Consider the following 24,254-nt stretch of genomic DNA (forward strand, 5'->3'; position numbering starts at 1 on the left):
AGCCAGGGCGAGGCTTTGCCGTTATACTCAAGACTTAAAGGAGAAGCGTGGGTGACGCTGGATGATGCTGGTTAAAGGACTGGTGTTGGATTTGAACCGAACGGGCGCTGGCGCATGAAGGACTGGTTGCAACGGCGTCTGCCTGACCCAGGATCCCTGCTCAAGCACCGGGCCCTGCGCGGTGTCGCCCATTTGCTGCGCGAACCGCGTCTGTGGGTGCTCAACCGGCACTCGGTTGCCGGGGCCTTTGCGCTGGGCTTTTTCATTCTCTATCTGCCGCCCTTCGGGCAACCCTTCTATGCGGCCTTTGGCGCGGTCAAGCTGCGCGTGAACCTGCCCATCGCCTTCTCCCTGGTCTGGCTCAGTAATCCACTGACCATTCCGCCCATGTTCTACTTTGCCTATCTGGTCGGCAGTCTCTTGCTGCTGCGGCCGATTCTGCCCTTTGAGTTCAGTTTCTGGCTCGACTGGCACAACTGGCTTGGCATTCTTGGGCCGGTGCTGCTGGGCAGTCTGGTGTGCGCCACCCTGGGGGCTCTAGTGGCCTACTGGACGGTGCAGGGCTTGTGGCGCTGGAATCTGGTGCGACGGCTCAAGGCACGGCGCCAGGCTCGTTATGGCCGCGCCTTGTCCGCCACCAGCCCGCCGTCCTCCAGTCGCCAAACCTGATCGGCGCGCGCGGCCAGGTCCAGATCGTGTGTCACCAACACCACGCTGGTGCCAATGTCGCGGTTCAGTTCCAGAATCAGCTCGTAGGTATCCGCCGCCGTGCGGCGATCAAGATTGCCGGTCGGCTCATCCGCCAGCACGCAGTTGGGCCGGGTCACCAGCGCCCTGGCGATAGCGACGCGCTGGCGTTCGCCGCCAGAGAGTTCCGAGGGTTTGTGCTCGACCCGCGCGGCCAGGCCGACGCGTTCGAGCAATTCGCCCGCCCGCGCGCGTGCCTCGGCCGCGCCCATGCCGCCAATTAGCAAGGGCAGGGCGGCGTTCTCGAGCGCGCTCAGTTCGCCGAGCAAATGATGAAACTGATAGATGAACCCAAGCCGTTTGTTGCGCAGCAGCCCGCGGCGGCGCTCCGAGAGCCCGGCGATGGGCTCTCCGGCCCAGCGCACCTCGCCGGCGCTGGGGCGATCAAGTCCGCCCAGGCAATGGAGCAGGGTGCTCTTGCCCGAGCCTGAAGCGCCCACCACGGCAATGCGCGCGCCAGGCTCGACACGCAGGTCGAGTCCGCGCAGTACGCTCACTTCCCGCGGGCCTTCGCGGAAGGTTTTGGTTAGGCCGATGGCTTCGAGGGCGGGGATGGAGTCAGTCATTGGGCGCATTGAGTGGGGGAGCATTTGGGGGCGGCTGCTGGGGGCTTTTCATGGCCATTATTCGTAGCGAAGGGCCTCGGCCGGGTCGGTGCGCGCGGCGCGCCAAGCCGGGTAGATGGTGGCAATGACCGACATGGCGAAGGCGCCGCCGGCGATGCGCAGCACATCGCTCGCGCGCACATCCGAGGGCAGGGCGCTGATGTAGTAGATGCTGGGGTCGAGAAAATGCACCCCAAAGGCCTGCTCGATGCTGGCGACGATGGTCTCCACGTTCCAGCCCAGCAGCACCCCGCCGATGATGCCGAGCACAGTACCCACCAGGCCAATGCTGGTGCCCTGCACCATGAAAATGGCCATCACCGTGCCGGGAGACGCGCCCAGGGTGCGTAGCACGGCGATATCCCCGCGCTTGTCCGTGACCACCATGACCAGGGTGGAGACGATGTTGAAGGCCGCCACGGCCACGATCAAAAACAGAATAATGGTCATCATGCGTTTTTCGGTGCGCAAAGCGGCGAAGAAGTTGCGATGGACCTGGGTCCAGTCGGAGACGCGGTAGTAACCCTCCAGGGTGGCCGCGATCGCGCGCGCGGTGCGCGGTGCCTGAAACATGTCGGTGATTTTCAGCCGCACGCCTTCGGCATGATCCTCGCCCAAGCGCATCAGCCGGGCGGCATCGCTCATGTGCATGAAGGCCGCGCCGCGGTCATACTCGGCCATGCCCACCTCGAACAGGCCAACAATGTTGAAAGCCTTGAGTCGCGGCATGATGCCCACTGGCGTGGCATTCACCTGAGGCGTGACCACTGTGACCTTGTCCCCAAGCCCGACGCCAAGCGCATTGGCTAGTTCCACGCCCAGAATAATGTTGAACTCACCAGGGATGAGATGCTCGACCCGCCCGGCCATCATATCGGTGCGCAAGTCCGAGACCTGGTCTTCTTCCGCCGGCAAAATGCCGCGCAGCATGGCGGCATTGGTCTGGCCGTTGCTCATGAGCATGGCCTCGATTTCCACAAAGGGCGCGGCGCCCACCACATCGGGCGCGGCGCGCACCCGGGCCAGCAATTCCCGCCAGTTGGCGAGTCCGCCTGGCTCCGCGCTGCTAATGGTGGCGTGCGAGGCCATACCGAGGATGCGTTCCTGAATCTCCTTGTGGAAGCCGTTCATCACCGACAGCACCACGATGAGCGCCACCATGCCCAGGGTGATGCCCAGCATTGAGATCAGCGAAATGAAGGAAATAAAATGGTTACGACGCTTGGCGCGGGTGTAGCGCAGGCCGATGAACAGCGGCAGTGGGTGAAACATGGGCTGGCGTTGCGGAAAATGAAGCAGCGGTGCTAGAGACCAAGCTGTTGACTTAGCTGGTTACCAAGCCGGGTACAGCGTTGAATGCCGCGATGGGCACGAATGCGTTGCACTCAGGCAAGCGCTCACGTTATCATTGTCGGTTGTTTCCTTCCAAACAGTTTTGCTGCTTATCACTGCCACTCAACGGGATTGTTGCATGCCTAACGTTCGTGTCAAAGAAAACGAGCCTTTCGAGGTCGCTCTTCGCCGCTTCAAGCGCTCCTGCGAGAAAGCCGGCATTCTTGCCGAGGTTCGCCGTCGGGAGTTTTACGAAAAGCCAACCTCCGAGCGGAAACGCAAGAAAGCCGCCGCTGTCAAACGTCATCATAAGAAACTCTCGCGCGAGTCGCGCCGCTGGGAGCGCCCGTTCTAGAAAGCCTTCGCGCGATCTGATCCTTCCGCGCTATCTGATAAGGAAGCTGGCCATCATGCTCAAGCAACGTTTGCAAGACGACATGAAAGCCGCGCTCAAGGCCGGCAACAAGGACAGGCTTGGGACCATTCGCCTGATCAACGCCGCCATCAAGCAGCGCGAGGTCGATGAGCGAATTGCCCTTGACGATGTCCAGGTGCTTGCGGTGCTTGAGAAAATGCTCAAGCAGCGGCGCGACTCGGTCACCCAGTATCGCGACGCCGGGCGCGAGGATTTGGCAGTGAAGGAAGAGGCCGAAATCCTCATCTGCCAGGAATATCTGCCCGATCCGCTGAGCGAGGCCGAGATTGACGCCTGCATTGACGCTGCCATGGCCGAGACGGGCGCGACCTCCATGCGTGACATGGGCAAAGTGATGGGCTTGGTGAAACCCCAAATGCAGGGCCGGGCTGATATCGGCCAGGTCAGTTCCAGGATCAAGCAGCGCCTGAACGCCTGAGCGAGACTTGCCCAGACCGCTGGCCAGCTTATTTGGCATCATTGCCCTGATTGCTCTCTACTCGTGCTCCATGCTGTCGGGCTCAGGCAAAGGCAAGCTCGGGTGGCAAAGCGAACGCGTAGTGTCAAAGGACCGCAGACTTTTCCAAATTATCTGCTAGCTTTATGTCCATGGCCGGCAGAATTTCGCCCGAGCTCAAGGAGCAAATTCTCGCGCGCACTGACATCCTCGAGATTGTCGGGGCGCGGGTGCCCCTGCGTCCGGCCGGTCAGCTCTACAAGGCCTGCTGTCCTTTTCATCAGGAAAAAACCCCGTCTTTTATCGTTACCCCGGCGCGCCAAACCTATCATTGTTTCGGCTGCGGTGTTCATGGTGACGCCATCGGCTTCCTGATGGAATATGATCGCCTGAGCTTTCCCGAGGCGATCAAGGAACTGGCCACCCGCGCGGGTATCGCGCTGCCTGATGCTGGGTCTGGCGACGACCTACAGGTTCCAGAGGTGGATCTCAATCCTCTCTATCAGGTGCTCGAAGAGGCCGGCGAGTTATACCAACGCCAGCTGCAAGAAGAGGCGCGGGCTGTCGCCTATCTAAAAAGGCGTGGCCTTACCGGTGAGATGGCGACTGAATTTGGTCTTGGATTCGCACCTGCAGGATGGGATTTTGTGCTCAGTCGTCTCGGCACTGATGAGACTAGACAACAGGCGCTGATTGATGCCGGTCTCGTTATTGAGCGGGAGACAGCCGCCGCAACCCGTCGCTACGACCGCTTTCGCAACCGCGTTATCTTTCCGATCCGGGATCATCGCGGACGCACGATCGCCTTTGGTGGGCGCGTACTCGATCAATCCGAGCCCAAGTATCTGAACTCGCCCGAAACGCCTGTGTTCCACAAAGGCCGGGGACTTTACGGCCTGTTCGAGGCGCGGCAACGTCGGCGCCAACTCACTCGCCTGCTGATCGTTGAAGGCTACATGGACGTGATCGCGCTGACCCAGTTTGGTCTGCCTTATGCAGTGGCCACGCTAGGTACAGCCACCACGCCAGAACAAATCCAGCAGCTCAAGCGCCACAGCGATGAGCTGGTGTTCTGTTTCGACGGGGACAAAGCCGGTCGGGCCGCGGCTGCCAAGGCGCTGCGCGTGAGTTTGCCCTATGCGGCCGAGCGGCTGACAGTGCGCTTCCTGCTGCTGCCGGCGGGCCATGATCCAGACTCGCTGCTGCGCGCGGAGGGGCTAGCAGCGTTCGAGAAGCGCTTGGAGCAGGCGCGTCTGCTGTCTGATTTTCTATTCGATGAAGTGCGGGGACAGTTTGATCTGGGCTCAGCCGAGGGGCTCGCGCGATGCGATGCCAAGGCCCGCGAGCTGATCAACCTGGCGCCCGAGGGTACTTACCGGCAGCTACTGCTGCGACAGCTGGAGGACCTGATTGGCATTCAGCAGCCTGCGATCCTTTCCGGGCCGCCAGGTGCGTCGGCCTTTTGGCCAGCGGGAGCACACGGGTCCAGGACTGCTGGCTCGGGCGATGGACGCGTTCAAAGGCCCCAAGCCGGGCAAACGCGAGCGAGGGCACTATACCGCGTCCCCATGCGCGCCCAGCTGACCCCCGGGCGCCTGGCGAGCGCACTGCTGCTGCAGCGCCCGCGACTGGCCCTGGCGGCGCGCGGGATTCCGGATTACTGGAACGCGGTTGCCGAGGAAGATACTAGGTTGCTCAGTGAACTACTTGCTCATGCCGATGCCGACCCCGATATCACGGCGCAGATGTTACGAGATTATGCCAGCGGCAGCCCAGATGAGCCCATGGTGGCGGAACTTGCCGACCCCAGTCTGACTCAACATATCCCCGATGCAGGTATTGAGTCTGAGTTCATCGGGGCGCTGTCGGCCCTCTGCCGTCAGGCTGAGCGCGAGCAGCGTTATCGGCTGCTTAGCAGCGGGGAGCTTGGGCGCTTGGCGGGTGCGGGCAGAAGTCCGTCAGAGGGTGTCGACGCCGGGAATTGAGCGCCGGTGAAACTATTGCGTGGCGCCGCTGATGGTTGGCCCCGTAAATCAGGTTTCTATGCTATAATTGTGAGTTTTCCATCGCCCGCGCAATAGTGATGATCCGCAGCCGCTTTAGGTTCTATCCTGCTGATTTTAAAATATTATCAGCAGGACAGTCAGGGCTGGCATTGGGCATGATCGGGTTATGAGCGTTACCCTGAAACAACGCTGTCATCCTTAGGGGTGGTCGGGACTATAAGCGTTAGCCAGATTCAATAGGTACTTTATGGACCAGGAACAGCACCAGGCGTCGCAGTTGAAGCAGTTGATCGCTAAAGGCAAGGATCAGGGCTTTCTGACTTACTCCGAGGTCAATGACCATCTGCCGGACGGTATCGTCGAGCCTGAGCAGATCGAAGATATCGTTCGCATGATAAACGATATGGGTATTACCGTACATGAGACGGCGCCCTCCGAGGTCGACCAACTCAGCGATTCCGCGATCGCTGACGACGAAGCCGCCGAAGCCGCCGCGGCTGCACTCGCCTCGGTTGACAGCGAATTCGGTCGCACCACGGATCCTGTGCGCATGTACATGCGTGAAATGGGCACGGTTGAGTTGCTTACACGCGAGGGCGAATTACGCATTGCCAAGCGTATCGAGGAAGGTCTCAATCAGGTTCTGCAGGCGCTCTCCTTGTACCCAAAAACTGTCGGCATGCTGCTGGAACTTCTCGAGCAGGTTGAGCGCGAAGAAATCCGCATCACCGATGTTATTACCGGCTTTGACGACGGGAGCGACGAGATCGCCCAGCCCGTCAATAAAGGCGCGGCCAAGGAGGCCAATGTTGCCGTCGACAGTGCCAGCGCCGATCATGAAGGCAGCGAAGAAGAAGAGGCGGAGGTGGTCGATACCGGTCCCGATCCGGAAGAATTCGCCCAGCGCGCCAAGGCCTTGCGCGATAACTATGAGCGCCTGATTCTTTGCCTGCATGACTACGGCCGCGATGATGATCGCACCCGATATGCGCGCGAGCGGGTATCGGAAGAATTCCTCGGTTTCAAGCTTGTTGCTGGTGTTTTCAACGACCTGATCCGCATTCTGCGCCAGACCATTGAACGCATCCGTGCTCAAGAGCGCCACATCATGGGACTTTGCATTGATGGTGCCAGGATGCCGCGCAAGGTCTTTATCGATTCTTTCCCCGATCACGAGACCAACGCTGATTGGCTCGATCAACACCTGAAATCCGGCGCGAAATACGCCGCAAGGCTCGGCGAGTATGACGAGGAAATCCGTCGTGCTCAGCGCCGCCTGATGGAACTTGAGGAAGAAAACGTCCTCAGCATCGGTGAGATCAAGGAGATCAATCGCAAAATGTCCATCGGCGAGGCCAAGGCACGGCGCGCCAAGAAAGAAATGGTCGAGGCCAACCTGCGGCTGGTCATCTCTATTGCAAAGAAATACACCAACCGCGGCCTGCAGTTCCTGGATCTGATTCAGGAAGGCAATATCGGCCTAATGAAGGCTGTGGATAAGTTCGAATACCGCCGCGGCTACAAGTTTTCCACCTATGCCACCTGGTGGATTCGCCAGGCCATTACTCGCTCGATCGCCGATCAAGCACGCACCATCCGTATCCCAGTGCACATGATTGAGACCATCAACAAGCTCAACCGCATCTCTCGGCAGATGGTGCAGGAAATGGGACGCGAAGCCACTCCGGAGGAACTAGCCGAACGCATGGAAATGCCCGAGGACAAAGTGCGCAAGGTGCTCAAGATCGCAAAGGAGCCCATCTCCATGGAAACCCCGATCGGCGACGACGAGGACTCTCATCTCGGTGACTTCATTGAGGATTCCAGCGTCATCTCTCCGGTCGACTCCGCCACCGCCGAGGGCTTGCGCGAGGCCACCCAGAACATGCTCGCCAGTCTGACCTCACGTGAGGCCAAAGTTCTTCGCATGCGCTTCGGGATCGACATGAACACCGACCACACGCTTGAGGAAGTCGGCAAACAATTCGATGTCACCCGCGAGCGTATTCGCCAGATTGAAGCCAAGGCATTGCGGAAACTCCGCCACCCAACCCGCTCGGACAAACTGCGTAGCTTCATTGAATCCGACTGAATCCACAGCGCCATCCAATTCGCCCCGGCAACTGGATGGCGTCCACCTCTTACCTCAAAGGGCCGTTAGCTCAGCGGTTAGAGCAGGAGACTCATAATCTCTTGGTCCGGGGTTCAAATCCCTGACGGCCCACTAAATTTTGCGTGGTTACACATTTCGCCTTCCCAGTGATCGGTTATTCTGAGTTCCTCCCAGAGTTCCCCCCAGAGTTCCTTCTAGGTCGCTCCTCGGACGTGTATCCGGGTTCGAAGAGCTGGTCGAACTGGTGCTCGGCCCGGGCTTCAATTGCTTCGCCCATGCGGACCAATTTGAGCTGATTGCCAATGCGCGCGAGCAATTCCACTTTATGGAAAGGCGAAGCGACATAGTCTGCGGCCCTACATTGAAAACCCCGCAATTTGTCGGCGGGCCTGCTCATGGTGCTCGGAATGATAAGCGGAATGTCCTCTGTGGCTGGATCCTGCTTCAGCCGTTCGCACAGGTCGATTCCGCTAATGCCGGGAATTGATACGTTGAACTGAGTGGGGAGGATGGGTAGGGGTTTAGCAATTCCAACTTTAGGTGTTTCATCTGGTGTAGAAGCGGCTTCCAGCCGCTTCATGACACGCCAAGATGGCGCGTCTGCTGATAACCGGGCCAACAACTGGGTGCTGGAAAACGAATTTGGAATTGCTGTTGAGGGTTCGCGCAGCGGACATTGACCCTCCGCATCGGCTATGATGGCCGGCTTTCTGATCTTCAACCAGCAATAGAATCAGCGCCATGGGTTTCAAATGCGGCATCGTTGGCCTGCCAAATGTGGGCAAGTCGACGCTTTTCAATGCACTGACCAAATCCGGCATCGCGGCCGAGAATTATCCCTTCTGCACCATCGACCCCAATGTCGGCGTGGTGCCCCTGCCAGACGAGCGCCTGGATGTGATCGCCGGCATCGTCAAGCCGGCCAAGGTGGTGCCAACCAGTATGCAGTTCGTCGATATCGCCGGGTTGGTGGCCGGCGCCTCCAAAGGCGAGGGGCTGGGCAATCAGTTTCTCGCCAACATCCGCGAGACTGATGCCATCGCCCATGTGGTGCGCTGCTTCGAGGACGATGACGTGGTGCATGTCTCGGGTGGTGTCGATCCGCTGCGCGATATGGACATCATCAACACCGAACTGGCCCTGGCTGATATGGACTCGGTCGAAAAGGCACTCGACCGGGCGACGCGAACAGCTAAGACCGGCGACAAAGCAGCCGCCGCGCGCCGCGATCTGCTCGAGCGAGTGGTGGCGCATCTCAACGCGGGGTTGCCGGTGCGCACCCTGGGGTTGGACGCGGACGCGCGCGCGGCCCTGCGCGACCTCTTCCTGCTCACCGCCAAGCCGGTGCTCTACATTGCTAACGTGGCCGAGGATGGGTTCGACAACAACCCGCTGCTTGATCGCCTGGCGGCGCAGGCCGCGAGCGAAGGCGCCGAGACGGTCGCTGTCTGCGCCGCGATCGAGGCCGAGATGGTTGAGCTTGATGCCGACAGCCGCGCCGAGTTCCTGGCCGATCTCGGCTTGAAAGAACCCGGTCTGAACCGAGTGGTGCGCGCCGGCTACCGACTGCTGGGACTGGAGACCTACTTTACCGCTGGCCCCAAGGAGGCACGCGCCTGGACGATCCCGCATGGCGCCACCGCCCCGCAAGCCGCCGGCGTCATACACAGCGACTTCGAGCGCGGCTTCATCCGCGCCGAGGTCATCGCCTACGAGGATTTCGTCAAGTACAAAGGCGAGCAGGGCGCCAAGGATGCGGGCCGGCTGCGCTCCGAGGGCAAGGAGTACATCGTGAAGGATGGCGATGTGGTGCATTTCCGCTTCAACGTCTGAGTTTTCGCCCTTGACCACTGATCACTCTGATCACTGACCACTGGCCACTGCCCCCATGCGCCTGACCTGGACCGAAATTCGCACCCGCGCCGCCGCCTTCGCGCGTGACTGGGCCGGGCAGGGCTATGAGAAGGGCCAGACCCAGCTTTTCTATCGCGATCTGTTCGATGTGTTCGGCGTGCCGGTGCGGCGGGTGGCGAGCTTCGAGGAGCCGGTGCGCAAGCTCGGCCAGAAGCGCGGCTACATTGATCTGTTCTGGAAAGGTGTACTGCTGGTTGAGCAAAAAAGCCTGGGGCGGGATCTCACACCCGCCAAGGAGCAGGCATTCAGCTACTTTCCCGGTCTGAAGGATGTCGAGCTGCCGCGCTACCTGCTGCTAAGCGACTTCCAGAGTTTCGAGCTGTACGATCTGGAAGAAGACGAGCAGGCCAGCTTCACCCTGGCCGAGCTGCCCGAGCATGTCGAGAAGCTCGGCTTTATCCTGGGCGTGCAAAAGCGCCGCTTCAAGGATCAGGATCCGGTCAATATCCTCGCCTCCGAGCTGCTCGGGCGACTGCACGATGCACTCAAGGCGGGAGGCTACCTTGGCCATGATCTGGAATTGTTTTTGGTGCGGCTGGTGTTCTGTCTGTTCGCCGACGATACCGGCATTTTCGAGCCACGCGACAGCTTTCAGGATTGCATTGAGCAGCGAACCCGCGAAGACGGCAGCGACATAGGCGTGTTGATCAGCAGCCTGTTTCAGCTGCTCAACACCCCGCCCGAGCAGCGCGCGCCCTATCTGGATGCCGATCTGGCGCGCTTTCCCTACGTTAATGGCGAGCTGTTTCGTGAACCCGTCCTGATTCCCTTTTTCAATGCCGCCATGCGCCAACGGCTGCTCGAGGCCTGCGCCTTCGACTGGTCGAAAATCTCACCGGCCATTTTCGGCTCCCTGTTTCAGTCGGTGATGGACAGGGACGAACGCCGGCGCCAGGGCGCGCACTACACCACCGAGCAAAATATTCTCAAGGTCATAGCGCCGCTGTTTCTCGACGATCTGCGCGCCGAGCTTGACGCACTCAAGGCGCGTCGGGATACCCACAGGCGCAAGCTGCTGCAGGCATTCCAGCGCCGGCTGGGTGAGATGACCTTTTTCGACCCTGCCTGCGGCTGCGGAAACTTTTTGATTATCACCTATCGCGAACTGCGGCTGTTGGAGATCGAAGTGATCCGCGAGCTGCGTGCCGACAGCCTCGCCAGCGGTCAGCAGGAGCTGGATGCCGCCGAGCTGTCCCTGCTCGATGTCGATCAGTTCCACGGCATCGAGATTTTGGAGTTCCCGGCGCGCATCGCCGAGACGGCGCTCTGGATGATGGATCACATCATGAACACCAGGCTCAGCCTGGAATTCGGCCAGAGCTATGTGCGCATCCCGCTGCGCGCCGCCCCGCGGATTCTCAATGCCGATGCACTCGAAATGGACTGGGCCGAGTTCCTGCCGCCCGCGCGTTGCCATATTCTGCTCGGCAATCCGCCCTTTGTTGGCGCCAAATACCAGAGCGCCGTGCAGCGCGCCCAGGTCAGGCGCATCGCCGCCTTGGGGCAGTCCGGCGGCACGCTGGATTATGTGAGCGCCTGGTTTCTCACCGCCGCTGAGTATCTGCAGGCTGTTCCGCCACGCAACCGCCCGCGCATCGGCCCGCGCATCGGATTCGTGGCGACCAATTCGGTGATTCAGGGTGAACAGGTTGCCCAACTCTGGCCCCGGCTGTTCGCGCGCGGGCTGGAGATCGCCTTTGCCCATCGCACCTTTGCCTGGGGCTCGGACGCGCGCGGCAAGGCCCATGTGCATGTGGTGATCCTCGGGCTCACGCGCAGCAATGAGGCGCCCGTGCGCAAACGGCTGTTCGACTATCCAGACATCAAAGGGGAGCCGCATGAAAGCGCGCTCAAGGCGCTGTCGCCTTATCTGTCCGACGCCGGCAGCCTCAAAGACCCCCATCTGGTGGTGCGCGAGACACCCGCGCCCATCAACGGCCTGCCGAAGCTGATCATTGGCTCCAAACCCATCGACGGCGGGCATTACATCCTGAGCGCCGCCGAGCGCGCCGAACTGCTGGCCGCCGAGCCCGAGGCCGAGCCCCTGTTGCGACCCTACATCGGCAGCCAGGAGTTCCTCAACGGAGGTGAGCGTTGGATTCTGGCCCTGCAACGGGTCGAGCCGGCGCTGCTCAAGCGCCTGCCCAGGGTGCGCGAGCGCGTCGCCGCCGTGCGCGCCTTTCGCCAGCAAAGCAAGAGCAAGCCGACGCAACAACTCGCCGAGACGCCGCTGCTTTATCATGTGAATGTCATCCCCACCACGCCCTTTCTGGTCATCCCGGAAGTCAGCTCCGAGCGGCGCGACTATGTCCCCATCGGCTGGTTGGAGCCGCCGGTCATCCCAAGCAATCTGGTGCGCATTCTCGAAGGCGCGACCCTGCCGCTGTTCGCGCTTCTGACCTCGGCCATGCACATGAGCTGGCTGCGCCGCATCGGCGGGCGACTGGAAAGTCGTTACCGCTATTCCATCGGCATGGTGTACAACACCTTCCCGTTGCCCCAGGTCGGTCAGGACAGCCTGGTGAAACTCGAGCCCCTGGCGCGGGCGGTGCTGGATGCGCGCGACGAGTATCCCACCGCCACGCTGGCCGATCTTTATGACAGCATCGGCATGCCCACAAGGCTGCGCCGCGCGCATCAAGCGCTCGACCGCGCGGTCGACCTGCTTTATCGCAGCGGCGGTTTCGCCAGCGAGCGCGAGCGGGTGGAGCATTTGCTGGGACGCTACGAGGAGATGCTGCATGGCGGCTGAGATCATGATCGGGACCAAAGACCACGACCGCTCCTTTGGAGGGGCGAATCTGTTCGCCGCGGCGTTGCAGTGGCGCCCGGGCCGTTGCGGAAAACCACGCGCGCGCCAGTCGCGCGGCTGGCCCTGGCTGGCGCGCCCTCTGTCCTGGCTGCTGCCCGCTCTGATGCTGACCACCACGACAGCACCCGCGTCGGACTGGCAGCCCCTGGAGCCGCGACCAGAGTTACTGGCCAAAGCGGACTTGGCCTACGCCGAAGCATCGGCCCAGCGGCAATCTGACGGCCAGCGCATCGGCGTCCATTTGGCTTTCTTTCATTCCCGCGCCTTCCGGCTCGCGGTGGTCGATCTTGCGTCCATCGACTCCAACCCGAAAAAACGCATCGATGCGGTGTTTCGTGGCGCTGGAATCCCAGCCGGGATCAATGGCGGGTTTTTTCACCCAAACGGCCGTCCGCTGGGCCTGGTGGTCGCCGATGGACAACGCATTAATCGGCTTGAACGGGCAAAGCTGCTGAGCGGCGTGCTCTACGCTGATGCTGACGGTAACTATCTGCGGCGCCATGGGGCTTTTCATGACCATGCCGGTATTGACGCCCTCTTGCAGACCGGCCCCTATCTGGTCGAATATGGCCGCGCCGTGCGAGGGCTGAGAACCGCGCCGGTCGCGCGCCGCAGCTTCGCCGCGACCGACTGGCGCGGTCACTGGGTGCTGGGCGCGACGCGCAACCCAATCAGCCTGGCCGATCTGTCCGATTGCCTGGCCAGTCTGGGCTGTCTGACCGACTGGCCGGTGGAGCGTGCGATTAACCTCGACGGCGGTTCTTCAACGGGATTTTTCTTCGAGCGCGGTTCGGGCCAGGGTGCTGTCGTGGTGCATCCCCTCAAGCCCGTGCGCAACCTCTTGGGGATATGCCCCCGCTGAGGCGTGCGCCTGGTTGGCAGCCTTTCGTGCTGCAATCGGTCCCTGATCCAGAGGCGGGTATATTGACAGTGCGACTGTATCATTCCGCTAATGTGGCGAATGATTGGCTCATTGCAAAAATCTGCGAGAAGCTGAATGAAACCGAGATGGTTATTTCCCGCACCAATCTGCGTCTGGTGCTGAAATTAGGCTCAGCGTAAATTTCTGGAGATCAGCTTGCCTGGTGTTGGAGCGATCCGTCATCGTGCAGGCGACTACCAGCAATTTGTCTTTGGGCAGTTCGACGAGCCGATCCGGCAGTTCATTGAGCGGAATATAGGTACCTATGCCCTCCTGCCAGGCGGCGTGTTCCTCGGGTAAGCGGATATAGTCACTTGCGCCTGGCCGCTGGCTTGGAGTTCCATCAGCTCCGGCAATTGGATTTTCATCGCCTGGCGTTCCACATAATCGAAGCCGCGCGGATCGTTGGCAAAGGCGATGTCGGTCATGGCTGGGGTGACATCGTGTCCGGTTGAGTGGGTGTTCCAGCCGTTATCGGCAGCGGCCCCGGCTTCCTGGCGGGCAAGCGTTTCGCACTGAACGCTCATGCACCTGCCTCGTTCTTGAACCAGCCGCGCACCAGATCCGGCCCCGGCACACTGCCGGAGTGCACCACCTGGCCGTCGATCACCACGCCGGGGGTGGACATGACGCCGAAGCCCATGATCGCGGCGATGTCGGTGACCTTGATCAAATCAATGGCCACCCCGGCCTGCTCGGCAGCGCTGGCGATGGCCTGCGCGGTGATCTCGCAGTTGCGGCAGCCGGAACCTAAAACTTTGATTTCTTTCATGGCACAAGATCCGTGTTGGGTGAATGGACGCCGGGGGGGAGGGGGGGCAGTGCGGCTCTCAAAATACGGAATACGTTATATTGGATTAAACATATCTATTGAATTGCCCAGCGTCAAGCACGGATTATTACGCTGACCGCGGATATCGGCCAAGTCGTGACGGTTTAAAGCCGCCCGGCCTTGGTTGACAAGATCATCGCGACGGCGGCACTCTCAATCCCCTCTCACCAACGCTCCACTGTTCATGTCCCATTCAGCCCTCCCGCCCACATCCATCGCCGCCACGGCCTTCTTTGCCGCCCTGGCCAACGACACCCGCTTGCGCATGCTGATGTTGCTGTTGCGCGAGGGCGAGCTGTGCGTGTGTGAGTTGACCGGGGCCATCGGCGTCTCCCAGCCGCACATCTCGCGTCATCTAGCGCAACTGCGCGAGCTGGCGCTGGTCGCCGACCGCCGCGCCGGCACCTGGATTTACTATCGTATTCACCCCGATCTGCCACCCTGGGCCAAGGCGGTCCTGCGCGAGCTAGTGGCGGGACTCAGAGGAGCAGCACCCTTTGACGATGATCAAAGGGCACTGGCGGCGCTGGCCAATCGCCCCGGCGCGCCGCGCTGCGAAGCCGCGGTGGACTGATGCCATGATGGATCGCGCTGATTGGCCATGGCCCGACGCCGGTCCGGTTGGCGAAGGTGCGGTTGGTGTCATCAAAATATAACAAAAGACAGATATTCTGCCGCCCATGACCTGTTGTTTCACTTCAATACTGCTCCAACCCGGACAGGTTTCATGGCTGAACCGATTTACAACGTCTTATTCCTCTGTACCGGCAACTCGGCCCGCAGCATCTTTGGCGAATGCCTCATCCAACGCTGGGGCCAGGGCCGCTTTCGTGGCTTCAGCGCTGGCAGCCACCCGCGCGGCGAGATCAACCCGTTCGCACTCGAGGTGCTGCGCAAGTACAACCACGCCACCGAGCACCTGCGCAGCAAGGATTGGGCGGAGTTCAGCCAGCCGGACGCGCCCGAGATGGACTTTGTCATCACCGTCTGTGATGCCGCGGCCACCGAGCTCTGCCCGACCTGGCCAGGGCAGCCACTGACCGCGCACTGGGGCATCACCGACCCTGCCACCGTCGAGGGCGAGCGCCTGACCCGACTGACGGCGTTCCAAACCGCCTTTCGCGAACTGGACAACCGCGTCAAGATTTTCACCGCCCTGCCCATCGCCTCGCTGGATCGGCTCAAGCTGCAACGCGAGATGGATCGCATCGGCGGGCTGCGCGCGAACAATCTGGCCAAAGCCGACTGGCAAGCGGACATCAAGGCCGCCAGATCCCACTCTCAACCTCCCGAAGACCGAGGTTTCCGCCATGACATCCAAGCATTTTCTGCTGGCCGGGTTGCTGATTGGCGCTAGCCTTGTTGCTAGCCTAAGCGGCTGCGGCCCATCCGACCCCTCTGAGAAAGCCGCATCCGGCGCGGCGGAAACCCGGGCAGCCTCGGCCCTGACGGCTGCCGGCTCCAGCTTCGCCGCGCCACTGATCAGTCGATGGATGAAACGCTATGGCGAGCAACACCCCGATCTGGCGCTGAGCTATGCCTCGGTTGGCAGTGGCGAGGGGATTAAGCGCTTCATCGCCGGGGAGGTGGCCATCGGCGCCACCGATGCACCACTCAAGCCTGAGGAGATCGCCCAAATCGACGGCGCCTTCGCGCAGCTTCCCATCACCGGCGGCATGATCGCGCTGGCCTATAACCTGCCTGGTGTCGATGGCCCGCTCAATCTGCCGCGTGATGTCTATGTGGATATTTTCCTCAACAAGATCCACCGCTGGGATGACCCACGCATCCAGGCGGCCAATCCTGGTTTGGCATTGCCCAGCAAATTGATTCAAGTAGTCGCCCGGCGCGACAGCAGCGGCACCACCTTTGCCTTCACCAACCATCTCGCCAGCATCGCGCCCGCGTGGGCCGAGCAATACAGTGTCGGCAAGCAGATTGGCTGGCCGTCCGGCACCATGCTCGCATCCGGCAACGAGGGCGTCGCCCAGCGGGTCAAAATCACTCACGGTGCTATCGGCTATGTCGAGGCCGGCTTCGCCCGCCGCCTGCATTTGCCACTGGCCTGGCTGGAAAATCGCACGGGTGGACTGATCGCACCCACCGCCGACACCGGCCAGCGCGCCCTGGCCGATGGCTCGGATGCCATGCCGGAGGATCTGAGCGTCACCGTACCCGACCCCGAGGGCGCGCGCTCCTATCCCATTGTCACCTTCACCTGGGCGCTGGTGCGGTCCGACTACCCGGAACCCTTCAACACCCGCGCGGTGCATGACTTCCTGCGCTGGACGCTGACCGAAGGGCAAGCTCAGGCCGCCGATCTGGGCTTCGTGCCCCTGCCGGAGACTCTGGCCAGGGCGAGCTTGCTGGAGCTCGATGGTCTGAGTGGGATCGCGCGCTGAAGACAAGCCCTTAGCGCCTTGCGGATTTTTTTTGCATCGGCCACGGCGCCGAGATTCGATCAAGAGCCGGCGATCCGCAAGCCCGGGGCGCCGGCTCTTTTTGTTGTGGTTTAATCTGTTTCTTGAAATATAACAGATAAAGGATATATTATGCTCGCCAAGCGACGCCGCAGGAGACAATGAAAGATGACCATCCGCATCGGTATCAACGGCTTCGGCCGCATGGGACGGCTTGGGCTGCGCGCGGCCTGGGATCGGCTGGGCGCGGGCGAGCAGCCGCTTGCCTTCACCCGCATCAATGAGATCGCCTGCGATGCGGCGGGCAGTGCGCATCTGTTGGAATTTGACTCGGTGCACGGGCGCTGGGGGCATGACTGCGCGGGCGATGGCGAGCGCCTGAGCATCGACGACCAGCCCTTGCATTACAGTTCAGTCAAAACCATCGCCGAGGTCGACTGGTCGGACTGCGACATCGTCATCGAGGCGACCGGCAAGCATCACAAGCAGCCGCAACTGCTGGAAGGCTATTTCGATCAAGGGGTGAAGAAAGTCCTGGTCGCGGCACCGACCCAGGGCGCGCTCGACATCGTCTATGGCGTCAATCATGAGCGCTACGATCCGGCGCGACATCGCCTGGTCACCGCTGCCTCCTGCACTACCAATTGCCTGGCTCCGGTGGTCAAGGTGTTGCACGAGCAGGTCGGCATCCGTCACGGCAGCATGACCACCCTGCATAACATCACCAACACCCAGCGCATCGTCGATCTGGGTCATAAGGATCCGCGCCGAGCGCGTGCCTGCGGCCAGTCGCTCATCCCAACAACAACTGGCAGCGCGCGGGCCATCACCAAGATCTTCCCCGAGCTGACCGGCAAGCTCAACGGCCACGCGGTGCGAGTGCCGCTGCTCAATGCCTCGCTGACCGACTTTGTCTTCGAGGCCGAACGCAAGGTGACGGCCGAGGACATCAATGCGCTGCTCAAAAACGCAGCCGAGGGCGAATTGGCCGGAATTCTCGGCTACGAGGAACGCCCGTTGGTGTCGGTTGATTATTTGAACGACCCACGCTCGTCCATCGTCGACGCCCTCTCGACCCTGGTGATCGATGACACTCAGGTGAAAATCTACGCCTGGTACGACAATGAGTGGGGCTATGCCAATCGCCTGGTCGATATTGCGATAATGCTGGCCCATTCGCTCTGATGCAGCGGGTTTGATTCAAGAATAGCCGCCATGAACAGCGCCACCCGCAATTATCTAACGGTGACGGCCGGCTACTGGGCCTTCACCATCACCGATGGCGCCATCCGTATGCTGGTGGTGTTGTATTTCCATCAGCTCGGTTATTCGCCCTTCGAGGTGGCGATGCTGTTCCTCTTCTATGAGGTGTTCGGCATCCTGACCAACCTGGTCGGCGGCTGGTTGGGGGCGCGCATTGGGCTCAATCTCACCATGCACATCGGCATGGCGCTGCAAGTGGTGGCGTTGCTGATGCTCACCGTCCCCGATCCCTGGCTGTCGGTGGTCTATGTGATGGCCGCCCAGGCGCTGTCGGGCATCGCCAAGGATTTGAACAAGATGTCGGCCAAGGCCTCGGTCAAGAGCCTGACCGGTCAGGGCGCGGGGGCCGAGTCCAAGCTGTTCAAATACGTCGCGGTGCTGACTGGCTCCAAGAATGCGCTCAAGGGCGCAGGCTTCTTCGTCGGCGCGGCGCTGTTGCAAGGGATCGGCTTTCGTGGCGCGCTTTTCGCCATGGCCGGGGTGCTGTTTATGGTGTTGATCATCACCGCCCTGCTGCTGCCCTCGGGCGTTGGTAAGCTGAAGGAGAAAGCCAAGTTCACCCAGGTGTTCTCCAACACCCCGGCGGTCAACTGGCTCTCAGCCGCGCGTTTTTTTCTCTTTGGCGCGCGGGATGTCTGGTTCGTGGTCGCCTTGCCGGTGTTTCTCTATGAAGTGCTCGGCTGGTCGGCGACCCAGGTTGGCGGCTTCCTGGCGCTATGGGTGATTGGCTATGGTTTCGTGCAGGCCGGCGCCCCGGCACTGCTACGTGGGCGGGTGACTAGCGATGATCAGGGACGCCGCACGTGCGCCAGCCCGGGTGGCGCTGAGGCGCGTGGCTGGGCCTTCCTGCTGGCGCTGATCCCGACCGGCATGGCGTTGGCGATGATGTACGGGCCGGATCGGTTCCCGGCGCTGGCTGAGTCCTTGACCGCCAACTCGGGGCTGGATTTGACATGGCTCACCACCCTCACCACAGGTCAGCTTCAGGGTGATATCCTGATCATCGGCCTGCTGCTGTTTGGCATTGTCTTCGCCATCAACTCGGCGCTGCATTCCTATCTGATTCTGGCCTATTCGGATTTCCAGAAAGTCTCGATGAACGTCGGTTTCTACTACATGGCCAATGCCGGCGGGCGGCTGATCGGCACTGTGCTGTCGGGACTGATTTACCAAACCCAGGGGCTGGTCGGCTGTCTGTGGTGGTCGGCGGGTTTCGTGCTTGCCGCTCTGCTCTTGTCCATCCCGCTGCCGGCAGTGGCGGCCACCAAACCTAACCCCAAAGAGGCGCCGGCCCATGGCTGAGGGGTTTTTTGTCACCCTGGGTAATCTGGTTGCTTATGACCTCTTTGGGCTGACGCCGGATTCACATCTGGGCGCGGCGGTGCACTTCTTCGTGATGGACACCGCCAAGATTTTCGTGCTGCTGGTGGTCATCATCTATCTGATGGGCCTGCTGCGCGCGCTCATGTCACCGGAGAAGGTGCGCGCCTATGTACGCGGCAAGCCGGTGTGGGCGGCGCGCGCCAGCGCCATTGGCCTGGGCGCTATCACGCCCTTTTGTTCCTGCTCCTCGGTACCGCTGTTCATCGGCTTTGTCGAGGCCGGGATTCCGCTGGGCGTGACCTTCTCCTTCCTGATCGCCAGCCCCATGATCAATGAGGTCGCGGTGGTGATTCTGATCGGCCTGCTCGGCTGGAAGCTGACCCTGCTCTATGTCGGCGCCGGGCTATTGGTTGCCTGGTTCGGCGGGCTGATCATGGAGCGCTTCCGCCCCGAGCGCTGGGTGGAAGACTATGTGTGGAAGATCCAGGTCGGCGAGGCCCAGGTTCAAGCACCGGACAGCTCGCTTGCCGGTCGCCATCGCTATGCGCTGGGCGAGGTGCGCGAGATTCTGCGGCGACTGTGGAAATGGGTGCTGCTCGGCATTGGTGTCGGCGCCCTGTTTCACGGTTATGTGCCCGAGGACTGGGTGGCGACCCATCTCGACGCCTCCGCCTGGTACAGCGTGCCGGCGGCGGTCATCCTGGGCGTGCCGCTCTATTCCAACGCCACAGGGGTGATTCCGGTCGCCGAGGCGCTGCTCGGCAAGGGTGTGGCCATTGGCACTGTGCTGGCGCTGATGATGAGCATCGCCGCGCTCTCGCTGCCGGAGCTGATCATTCTGCGCAAGGTCATCCGCTGGCCGGCACTGGCGCTTTATGTCGCGGTGCTGGCGATCTCCTTCACCCTGGTTGGATGGGGCTTCAATGCGATCATTTGAAACGGATTCAAGAGGCGAGCATCGATCATGTGTCGAGCGTCTTCCGCATGCTGTTGCTGATAACAAAGTCCGCCCCAGATTCGCGGACTCATCACCGATATTCATAGTAGATAACACTGTGTCTATTTAGTGATACAGTTAATAAGCTGCCAGCAACGCTTGGGAGTATCGCGTTCAGGAAGGGCCGCCCATAGCGCAAGTCTCAGGATCCGGCCATGCATCGGTCTGGGATTATACACGCACGCCGAGTGTCTACCTGCCACCCGAGTCAGTCGATTCGTCGTTACTGGAACCCTCGGAGCGTCGCACCCTGTGCGAATGGAAAGCTGAGGCTGAGTATTTACATGTCAGAGGACCGCAGGGACTCATCTGCAATACCCTGTGGCGCTATCCGCGCGCTTGGGACGAAGCGGCCGTGATCGCCGGGTATTTTTCCTGCTATCCGGCGCGGCTCGCTTGCTTTGTCGCCGGCGAGCGCGTTCGACCCCAGGCCAGCGGCTAGTGTGGCGGCTGGATCACCGATAACGAGGTCGGGCCGTTCAAAGACGAGCCGGGCACCGGGTACTGGTAACAGGTTGGGCTGATTGGACTGACTGGAAGCAGGGATGCCCAAGCCGCGCTTGCCCGCACTCAGGCATCAAGAACACAAAGGATGCAGATTTACGGCATCGATTTCACCAGTCGACCCAGGCGGGGCAAGCCCATGAAATGCCTGGCATGCCAGTTGGAAGACTTCACGCCCGCTCAATGTGCTGCTCGAAGCGCAAGGGAACTTCAGCCGTCGGTGCTATACACCAGAGACCAAACGCCCAATCTCACGCCCGATTCTACATGTCGATCTCGACGCCTTCTTCGCGGCCATTTCTGGGTCGATGCCGACGCCTGTCCACAGGTCATTAAGGACATTCAGTTCCGCGTTGCAGAGCGCTGCCAGATTGCTGGGTTCTATCTGCTCTATATTCCGACCCTGGCGCGCAAGATCCGCGTCTACCTGGAATGGAACTGGGCGATGTTCTCTCCGCCGGACATCGCGCATCTGCGCTTTCGGCGCACCCGTGATGAACTCGATGATAAGCGCAGAAGCTTTGACGGCGATCTTCCGACGGAGCGACTCACAAGCTCATTTGAGATAGGAGCGCAGGACGCTCAGCACCTGTTTGAGGTTATCGCGCCTCTCCTCGGGTGTTTGGTCCTCCGTCCCTAGGTGCTCGCGCAGATGGCCTTCCAGCACCTGTGCCATCAGGCCGTTGACCGCACCGCGAATCGCGGCGATTTGCTGCAGCACCGCCGAGCAATCGCTGTCCTGCTCAAGCGCGCGTTCCAAGGCAGCGACCTGGCCTTGAATCCGTCGCACACGCGCGAGCAGGGCTTTTTTGTCCTTGATTGTGTGGGCGATACCGGGGTAGGGTATCTGGTTTTGATCCATTTTGCAGGTGCCCAGTGATGCAAGACGCGGACGCGCTTGAGAATTGGCAACACAGCCATGTCTTCGATCCGGGCAATCCGCTCGCCGAGCGCAACACTCGCTGGGTGGTGTGGCTGACAGCGACCATGATGGTGGCGGAGATCGCCGGGGGCTGGATCTTTAACTCCATGGCGCTGCTCGCCGATGGCTGGCACATGAGCTCCCATGCCTTGGCACTTGGGCTTGCCGTGCTGGCATACACCGCCGCGCGCCGCTACGCCAATGACCCGCGCTTCGCCTTCGGCACCTGGAAGATTGAAGTGCTGGCAAGCTACACCAGCGCCGTCTTTTTGGTCGGTGTGGCCGGACTCATGGTGTTTCAGTCCTTTGAGCGGCTGCTTGCGCCGACACCTATTCACTTCGACCAGGCGATTGCCATCGCCGTGATGGGTCTGCTGGTGAACCTAGTCTGCGCCTGGCTGCTGAAAGACGGCCACGGCCATGCGCATCATCACCACCATCCTCACGATGGAGACCACCACCATCAGGATCTAAATCTGCGTGGGGCCTATCTGCATGTTCTGGCGGACGCCGCGACCTCGCTGTTCGCCATCGTCGCGCTCTTCGGCGGGAAGCTGTGGGGCGCGGTCTGGCTCGATCCGGTCATGGGTCTGATCGGCGCCACCCTGGTGGCGACCTGGGCCTACGGGCTGCTGCGCGACAGCAGCCGGGTGTTGCTGGATGCGGAGATGGATCGACCACTGGTCACTGAGATCCACGATCTGGTGGCCGGGCTGCCCGTCGTGGCCGATATAGCCGATTTGCATCTGTGGCGAGTCGGCAAGGGTCACTATGCCTGCATCCTGTCATTGGTGGTGAGCGAACCGCTCGAATCGGACGCGGTGCGCCAAGCCCTGAGCGTTCACGAGGAATTGGTTCACCTGACCGTCGAAATCCATCGTCGCCGCATCGCACCGACGACCTGACTCCAGACCCTCCTTGCCATGCTATCAAGCGGATTGCCGCGGCGGCCGCTGGCGGTGACTGGCTCGGCGCGCGAGCGGTCAGGGCGTGGTTTCCAGTCGCCATTGCTCGTTGGTGATTTTGTCATCAAGGCGCAGTTGCCAAGTATCGGTATCCTTGGCATGCGTCAGGCGTAGCACGCTCATGGGCAATAACCCAAGCATCCAACGATTATCGGCTGATCGCAGCAGCCCGCCTTGGATAGGAAGGTCGCTGTCGAGTAGACGTCTGGTATCGCCGTCGGCATGGAAGGCGATTCGTGGCGCGGCGGCCATGATGATCGCCTCGGTGGCGGTGGGGTTCTCCGGCGCCCTCAGGGAGAAATGAAGCGAGACGCCATAGAACAGATAATGGCGCTGACGCATAGTGAGGTTGCTGTCGACAGGTTCGGCGGCGCTGTGCCGGATTGTTTCGATGAGATCGAACGGGCGGTTGACGCTGAGAAGGGCGCTTGGCTTGGGGTGATTGCTGACTGGTCTCACGCCCCAATAGGGCGACATTCCATCGAGTTTCCAGCCGGCATCGACACTGACCAAACGCTCGCGCAGGGGGATGCGCTCGGAGGCGATCTCGATCCGCACGTTTTGGATCTCAACCCGAGCGGGCATGTCAGCCGGTTTGATGCCAAGCCTTTGCCAAGCCGCTCTTAGCTGCTCATCCTCGGGAACATCCGCGTCGTCGCTTATTGCCACCACCATGGCTTCATAGCTGTCTGGCGTGAAACTGAGCGGCAGAAACTCCTCGCTGTGCATCAGCGGTAACCAGGTCTTGAGAACGAATTGGCCAGTTTGCCCTGGTGCCAAGGCGAATTTGGCGCGTCCGTCATCTTGGATGCGCTGGTGGATTGCCTCGACCTCGGTTTGCGATGTATTGGCCGCGGTCGTGGCTTGTGTTGCTCGCGGATGTTCGAAACCGGGCGATGCGCTATCCACGCTGGGAGCGGGTGTTTGGTTGTTGAGAAACGCGAGCATCTGCCAGATTGCCAGCCCCGGTAAGCCGACGATCAGAAGCGTGAAGAAGGCGAGTCGGGCGCCACGCCAATCCGGCTGACGACGCCCGGTTCGCCCTGGTTGCTGGGTCAGGGGCGCCAGTGGTCCCTGTTGCGTTGGCAGTTCCAAGCGCGGCATTGCCTGGGCGGCGGCCGCGAATTTGGTTGGGATGACGCCGCATTTGGGGCATTCCCCCTGACCCTCGAAGCCGGTTAGCAGCGGATCATCCTCATGGGTGGCCGCGTAGCCGCATTTCGGACAGCGCTTGAGAATCGGGCGCTCAGGGGGTGGGGGTGTATTGGGCGCGGGCGAGTTCGGCAGGGGTGGCTCGGTGCGACAGACGGCGCCGGCGGCGCGAATGGCATCGCGCAGTTTGCGCGCCTTGGCAGCGCTGCTGTCCTTGCTCAGGGTGACGGGCGCGGAATCCAAGAGTTGTCGCACCCGGGCCGGATCCTGACGAAAGATGGCGGCGAGGCGCTCGCGCACCGCGGCCGGATCCTGGCCGGGTTTGATGCCAGAGAGTATGACCTTGTGCGGTATGTCGGCCATGACGGGTTGTTTTAGTGCAAGTTACAAAGGAAGCCAAGGTAACAAAGCGGAGATCGAGTATCGAAATGATAAACCAAGTTGACTGGAACTCAAGGCGGTGAAGCCAGCCATCCGCGGCCCCCTCCCGCCGAACGTAGGTTGGCGCGCTCGTTGCAGCCGTGGCTGATACCGCCGCCCCGGCGGGCGATGA

The 24,254-nt window shown here is 61.3% G+C and carries 24 protein-coding genes and 1 tRNA gene; 18 read left to right on the top strand and 7 right to left on the bottom strand.

The genetic code is table 11. The features are described 5' to 3' along the window. The first annotated feature begins 114 nt into the window (after positions 1–114). A complete protein-coding gene (locus tag Thiowin_RS09795; protein WP_328987546.1) occupies positions 115–669 on the top strand; it encodes a DUF2062 domain-containing protein in 555 nt (184 codons plus the stop codon). Here Thiowin_RS09795 and Thiowin_RS09800 read toward each other — a convergent pair. After that, positions 615–1,313, bottom strand: a complete 699-nt coding sequence (locus Thiowin_RS09800; RefSeq protein WP_328987547.1) for an ABC transporter ATP-binding protein — start codon at positions 1,311–1,313, stop codon at positions 615–617. The two genes, Thiowin_RS09795 and Thiowin_RS09800, sit on opposite strands and share 55 nt — an antisense overlap. A gap of 57 nt (positions 1,314–1,370) precedes the next feature. Next, on the bottom strand, positions 1,371–2,624 hold the full coding sequence (locus Thiowin_RS09805) for a lipoprotein-releasing ABC transporter permease subunit (RefSeq protein ID WP_328987548.1): 1,254 nt from the start codon (positions 2,622–2,624) through the stop codon (positions 1,371–1,373). Between the two features lie 199 nt (positions 2,625–2,823). Here Thiowin_RS09805 and rpsU point away from each other — a divergent pair, with 199 nt between their 5' ends. The 5 genes from rpsU (at position 2,824) to Thiowin_RS09830 (ending at position 7,786) form a co-directional block, all read left to right on the top strand. After that, a complete protein-coding gene (gene rpsU, locus Thiowin_RS09810; protein ID WP_009151539.1) occupies positions 2,824–3,039 on the top strand; it encodes a 30S ribosomal protein S21 in 216 nt (71 codons plus the stop codon). Between the two features lie 55 nt (positions 3,040–3,094). Continuing rightward, a complete protein-coding gene (locus Thiowin_RS09815) occupies positions 3,095–3,538 on the top strand; it encodes a GatB/YqeY domain-containing protein (protein ID WP_328987550.1) in 444 nt (147 codons plus the stop codon). A gap of 170 nt (positions 3,539–3,708) precedes the next feature. Beyond that, the gene (dnaG, locus tag Thiowin_RS09820; RefSeq protein WP_328987551.1) at positions 3,709–5,541 is read left to right on the top strand and encodes a DNA primase; all 1,833 of its coding nucleotides are present in this window, start codon (positions 3,709–3,711) and stop codon (positions 5,539–5,541) included. A 268-nt stretch (positions 5,542–5,809) separates the two neighbouring features. Beyond that, complete coding sequence (gene rpoD / locus Thiowin_RS09825; protein ID WP_328987552.1) at positions 5,810–7,654, top strand: RNA polymerase sigma factor RpoD; 1,845 nt, start codon at positions 5,810–5,812, stop codon at positions 7,652–7,654. Positions 7,655–7,713: 59 nt separating this feature from the next. Next, positions 7,714–7,786 (top strand) — tRNA-Ile (locus Thiowin_RS09830). Between the two features lie 43 nt (positions 7,787–7,829). Here the strand turns inward: Thiowin_RS09830 and Thiowin_RS09835 are convergent. After that, positions 7,830–8,396 carry a response regulator gene (locus tag Thiowin_RS09835; protein WP_328987553.1) on the bottom strand — a complete coding sequence of 189 codons (567 nt, stop codon included), beginning with the start codon at positions 8,394–8,396 and terminating at the stop codon, positions 7,830–7,832. Between the two features lie 20 nt (positions 8,397–8,416). Here Thiowin_RS09835 and ychF point away from each other — a divergent pair, with 20 nt between their 5' ends. From ychF to Thiowin_RS09855, 4 genes are read left to right on the top strand one after another with little or no spacing between them, the layout of a single operon-like run. Next, positions 8,417–9,508: a redox-regulated ATPase YchF gene (gene ychF / locus Thiowin_RS09840; protein ID WP_328987554.1), complete on the top strand. Its 1,092-nt coding sequence runs from the start codon at positions 8,417–8,419 to the stop codon at positions 9,506–9,508. A 55-nt stretch (positions 9,509–9,563) separates the two neighbouring features. Next, positions 9,564–12,341, top strand: coding sequence for a DNA methyltransferase (locus Thiowin_RS09845; RefSeq protein WP_328987555.1), 2,778 nt, complete (start codon positions 9,564–9,566; stop codon positions 12,339–12,341). Further along, positions 12,331–13,263, top strand: coding sequence for a phosphodiester glycosidase family protein (locus Thiowin_RS09850; RefSeq protein ID WP_328987556.1), 933 nt, complete (start codon positions 12,331–12,333; stop codon positions 13,261–13,263). Before Thiowin_RS09845 ends, Thiowin_RS09850 begins: the two co-directional genes overlap by 11 nt. A 26-nt stretch (positions 13,264–13,289) precedes the next feature. Then, positions 13,290–13,463, top strand: coding sequence for a hypothetical protein (locus Thiowin_RS09855; protein ID WP_328987557.1), 174 nt, complete (start codon positions 13,290–13,292; stop codon positions 13,461–13,463). A gap of 123 nt (positions 13,464–13,586) precedes the next feature. Here the strand turns inward: Thiowin_RS09855 and Thiowin_RS09860 are convergent, their stop codons facing one another. Beyond that, on the bottom strand, positions 13,587–13,850 hold the full coding sequence (locus Thiowin_RS09860; protein WP_328987558.1) for a hypothetical protein: 264 nt from the start codon (positions 13,848–13,850) through the stop codon (positions 13,587–13,589). After that, a complete protein-coding gene (locus Thiowin_RS09865) occupies positions 13,847–14,095 on the bottom strand; it encodes a thioredoxin family protein (RefSeq protein ID WP_328986565.1) in 249 nt (82 codons plus the stop codon). Before Thiowin_RS09865 ends, Thiowin_RS09860 begins: the two co-directional genes overlap by 4 nt. Positions 14,096–14,339: 244 nt before the next feature. Between Thiowin_RS09865 and Thiowin_RS09870 the strand changes: the two genes are divergently transcribed. From Thiowin_RS09870 to Thiowin_RS09900, 7 genes are all read left to right on the top strand, one after another. Then, positions 14,340–14,729: a metalloregulator ArsR/SmtB family transcription factor gene (locus tag Thiowin_RS09870; protein ID WP_328986564.1), complete on the top strand. Its 390-nt coding sequence runs from the start codon at positions 14,340–14,342 to the stop codon at positions 14,727–14,729. A gap of 153 nt (positions 14,730–14,882) precedes the next feature. Then, positions 14,883–15,512: an arsenate reductase ArsC gene (locus Thiowin_RS09875; RefSeq protein ID WP_456243449.1), complete on the top strand. Its 630-nt coding sequence runs from the start codon at positions 14,883–14,885 to the stop codon at positions 15,510–15,512. After that, a complete protein-coding gene (gene pstS, locus Thiowin_RS09880; RefSeq protein ID WP_328987559.1) occupies positions 15,466–16,557 on the top strand; it encodes a phosphate ABC transporter substrate-binding protein PstS in 1,092 nt (363 codons plus the stop codon). The genes Thiowin_RS09875 and pstS overlap by 47 nt, the downstream gene beginning before the upstream one ends. Positions 16,558–16,743: 186 nt before the next feature. Next, positions 16,744–17,760 (top strand): ArsJ-associated glyceraldehyde-3-phosphate dehydrogenase, encoded by a 1,017-nt coding sequence (locus tag Thiowin_RS09885; RefSeq protein WP_328987560.1) that lies wholly within the window; start codon positions 16,744–16,746, stop codon positions 17,758–17,760. Positions 17,761–17,790: 30 nt separating this feature from the next. After that, a complete protein-coding gene (gene arsJ, locus Thiowin_RS09890; protein WP_328987561.1) occupies positions 17,791–19,140 on the top strand; it encodes an organoarsenical effux MFS transporter ArsJ in 1,350 nt (449 codons plus the stop codon). After that, a complete protein-coding gene (locus Thiowin_RS09895; RefSeq protein WP_328987562.1) occupies positions 19,133–20,098 on the top strand; it encodes a permease in 966 nt (321 codons plus the stop codon). Before arsJ ends, Thiowin_RS09895 begins: the two co-directional genes overlap by 8 nt. A 256-nt stretch (positions 20,099–20,354) precedes the next feature. Further along, a complete protein-coding gene (locus Thiowin_RS09900) occupies positions 20,355–20,600 on the top strand; it encodes a DUF427 domain-containing protein (RefSeq protein ID WP_408034209.1) in 246 nt (81 codons plus the stop codon). Positions 20,601–21,218: 618 nt separating this feature from the next. Here Thiowin_RS09900 and Thiowin_RS09905 read toward each other — a convergent pair. Beyond that, positions 21,219–21,524 (bottom strand): metal/formaldehyde-sensitive transcriptional repressor, encoded by a 306-nt coding sequence (locus tag Thiowin_RS09905; protein ID WP_456243450.1) that lies wholly within the window; start codon positions 21,522–21,524, stop codon positions 21,219–21,221. 17 nt (positions 21,525–21,541) lie between these two features. Here Thiowin_RS09905 and dmeF point away from each other — a divergent pair, with 17 nt between their 5' ends. Next, positions 21,542–22,489, top strand: a complete 948-nt coding sequence (gene dmeF / locus Thiowin_RS09910) for a CDF family Co(II)/Ni(II) efflux transporter DmeF (RefSeq protein WP_328987564.1) — start codon at positions 21,542–21,544, stop codon at positions 22,487–22,489. A 78-nt stretch (positions 22,490–22,567) separates the two neighbouring features. On the opposite strand, the gene Thiowin_RS09915 is transcribed toward dmeF, so the two are convergent. Further along, positions 22,568–24,064, bottom strand: a complete 1,497-nt coding sequence (locus tag Thiowin_RS09915) for a hypothetical protein (protein ID WP_328987565.1) — start codon at positions 24,062–24,064, stop codon at positions 22,568–22,570. Between the last annotated feature and the right edge of the window lie 190 nt (positions 24,065–24,254).

The organism is Thiorhodovibrio winogradskyi (assembly GCF_036208045.1).
GTDB lineage: Bacteria > Pseudomonadota > Gammaproteobacteria > Chromatiales > Chromatiaceae > Thiorhodovibrio > Thiorhodovibrio winogradskyi.

Coding starts and splice junctions, on each gene's coding strand:
- Thiowin_RS09895 (WP_328987562.1), top strand. CDS start 19,133: ATGGCTGAGGGGTTTTTTGTCACCCTGGGTAATCTGGTTGCTTATGAC.
- Thiowin_RS09870 (WP_328986564.1), top strand. CDS start 14,340: ATGTCCCATTCAGCCCTCCCGCCCACATCCATCGCCGCCACGGCCTTC.
- Thiowin_RS09885 (WP_328987560.1), top strand. CDS start 16,744: ATGACCATCCGCATCGGTATCAACGGCTTCGGCCGCATGGGACGGCTT.
- Thiowin_RS09860 (WP_328987558.1), bottom strand. CDS start 13,850: ATGAGCGTTCAGTGCGAAACGCTTGCCCGCCAGGAAGCCGGGGCCGCT.
- ychF (WP_328987554.1), top strand. CDS start 8,417: ATGGGTTTCAAATGCGGCATCGTTGGCCTGCCAAATGTGGGCAAGTCG.
- Thiowin_RS09845 (WP_328987555.1), top strand. CDS start 9,564: ATGCGCCTGACCTGGACCGAAATTCGCACCCGCGCCGCCGCCTTCGCG.
- Thiowin_RS09805 (WP_328987548.1), bottom strand. CDS start 2,624: ATGTTTCACCCACTGCCGCTGTTCATCGGCCTGCGCTACACCCGCGCC.
- pstS (WP_328987559.1), top strand. CDS start 15,466: ATGACATCCAAGCATTTTCTGCTGGCCGGGTTGCTGATTGGCGCTAGC.
- dmeF (WP_328987564.1), top strand. CDS start 21,542: ATGCAAGACGCGGACGCGCTTGAGAATTGGCAACACAGCCATGTCTTC.
- Thiowin_RS09815 (WP_328987550.1), top strand. CDS start 3,095: ATGCTCAAGCAACGTTTGCAAGACGACATGAAAGCCGCGCTCAAGGCC.
- Thiowin_RS09800 (WP_328987547.1), bottom strand. CDS start 1,313: ATGACTGACTCCATCCCCGCCCTCGAAGCCATCGGCCTAACCAAAACC.
- Thiowin_RS09865 (WP_328986565.1), bottom strand. CDS start 14,095: ATGAAAGAAATCAAAGTTTTAGGTTCCGGCTGCCGCAACTGCGAGATC.
- Thiowin_RS09915 (WP_328987565.1), bottom strand. CDS start 24,064: ATGGCCGACATACCGCACAAGGTCATACTCTCTGGCATCAAACCCGGC.
- Thiowin_RS09795 (WP_328987546.1), top strand. CDS start 115: ATGAAGGACTGGTTGCAACGGCGTCTGCCTGACCCAGGATCCCTGCTC.
- Thiowin_RS09875 (WP_456243449.1), top strand. CDS start 14,883: ATGGCTGAACCGATTTACAACGTCTTATTCCTCTGTACCGGCAACTCG.
- rpoD (WP_328987552.1), top strand. CDS start 5,810: ATGGACCAGGAACAGCACCAGGCGTCGCAGTTGAAGCAGTTGATCGCT.
- arsJ (WP_328987561.1), top strand. CDS start 17,791: ATGAACAGCGCCACCCGCAATTATCTAACGGTGACGGCCGGCTACTGG.
- rpsU (WP_009151539.1), top strand. CDS start 2,824: ATGCCTAACGTTCGTGTCAAAGAAAACGAGCCTTTCGAGGTCGCTCTT.
- Thiowin_RS09905 (WP_456243450.1), bottom strand. CDS start 21,524: ATGGATCAAAACCAGATACCCTACCCCGGTATCGCCCACACAATCAAG.
- Thiowin_RS09850 (WP_328987556.1), top strand. CDS start 12,331: ATGGCGGCTGAGATCATGATCGGGACCAAAGACCACGACCGCTCCTTT.
- dnaG (WP_328987551.1), top strand. CDS start 3,709: ATGGCCGGCAGAATTTCGCCCGAGCTCAAGGAGCAAATTCTCGCGCGC.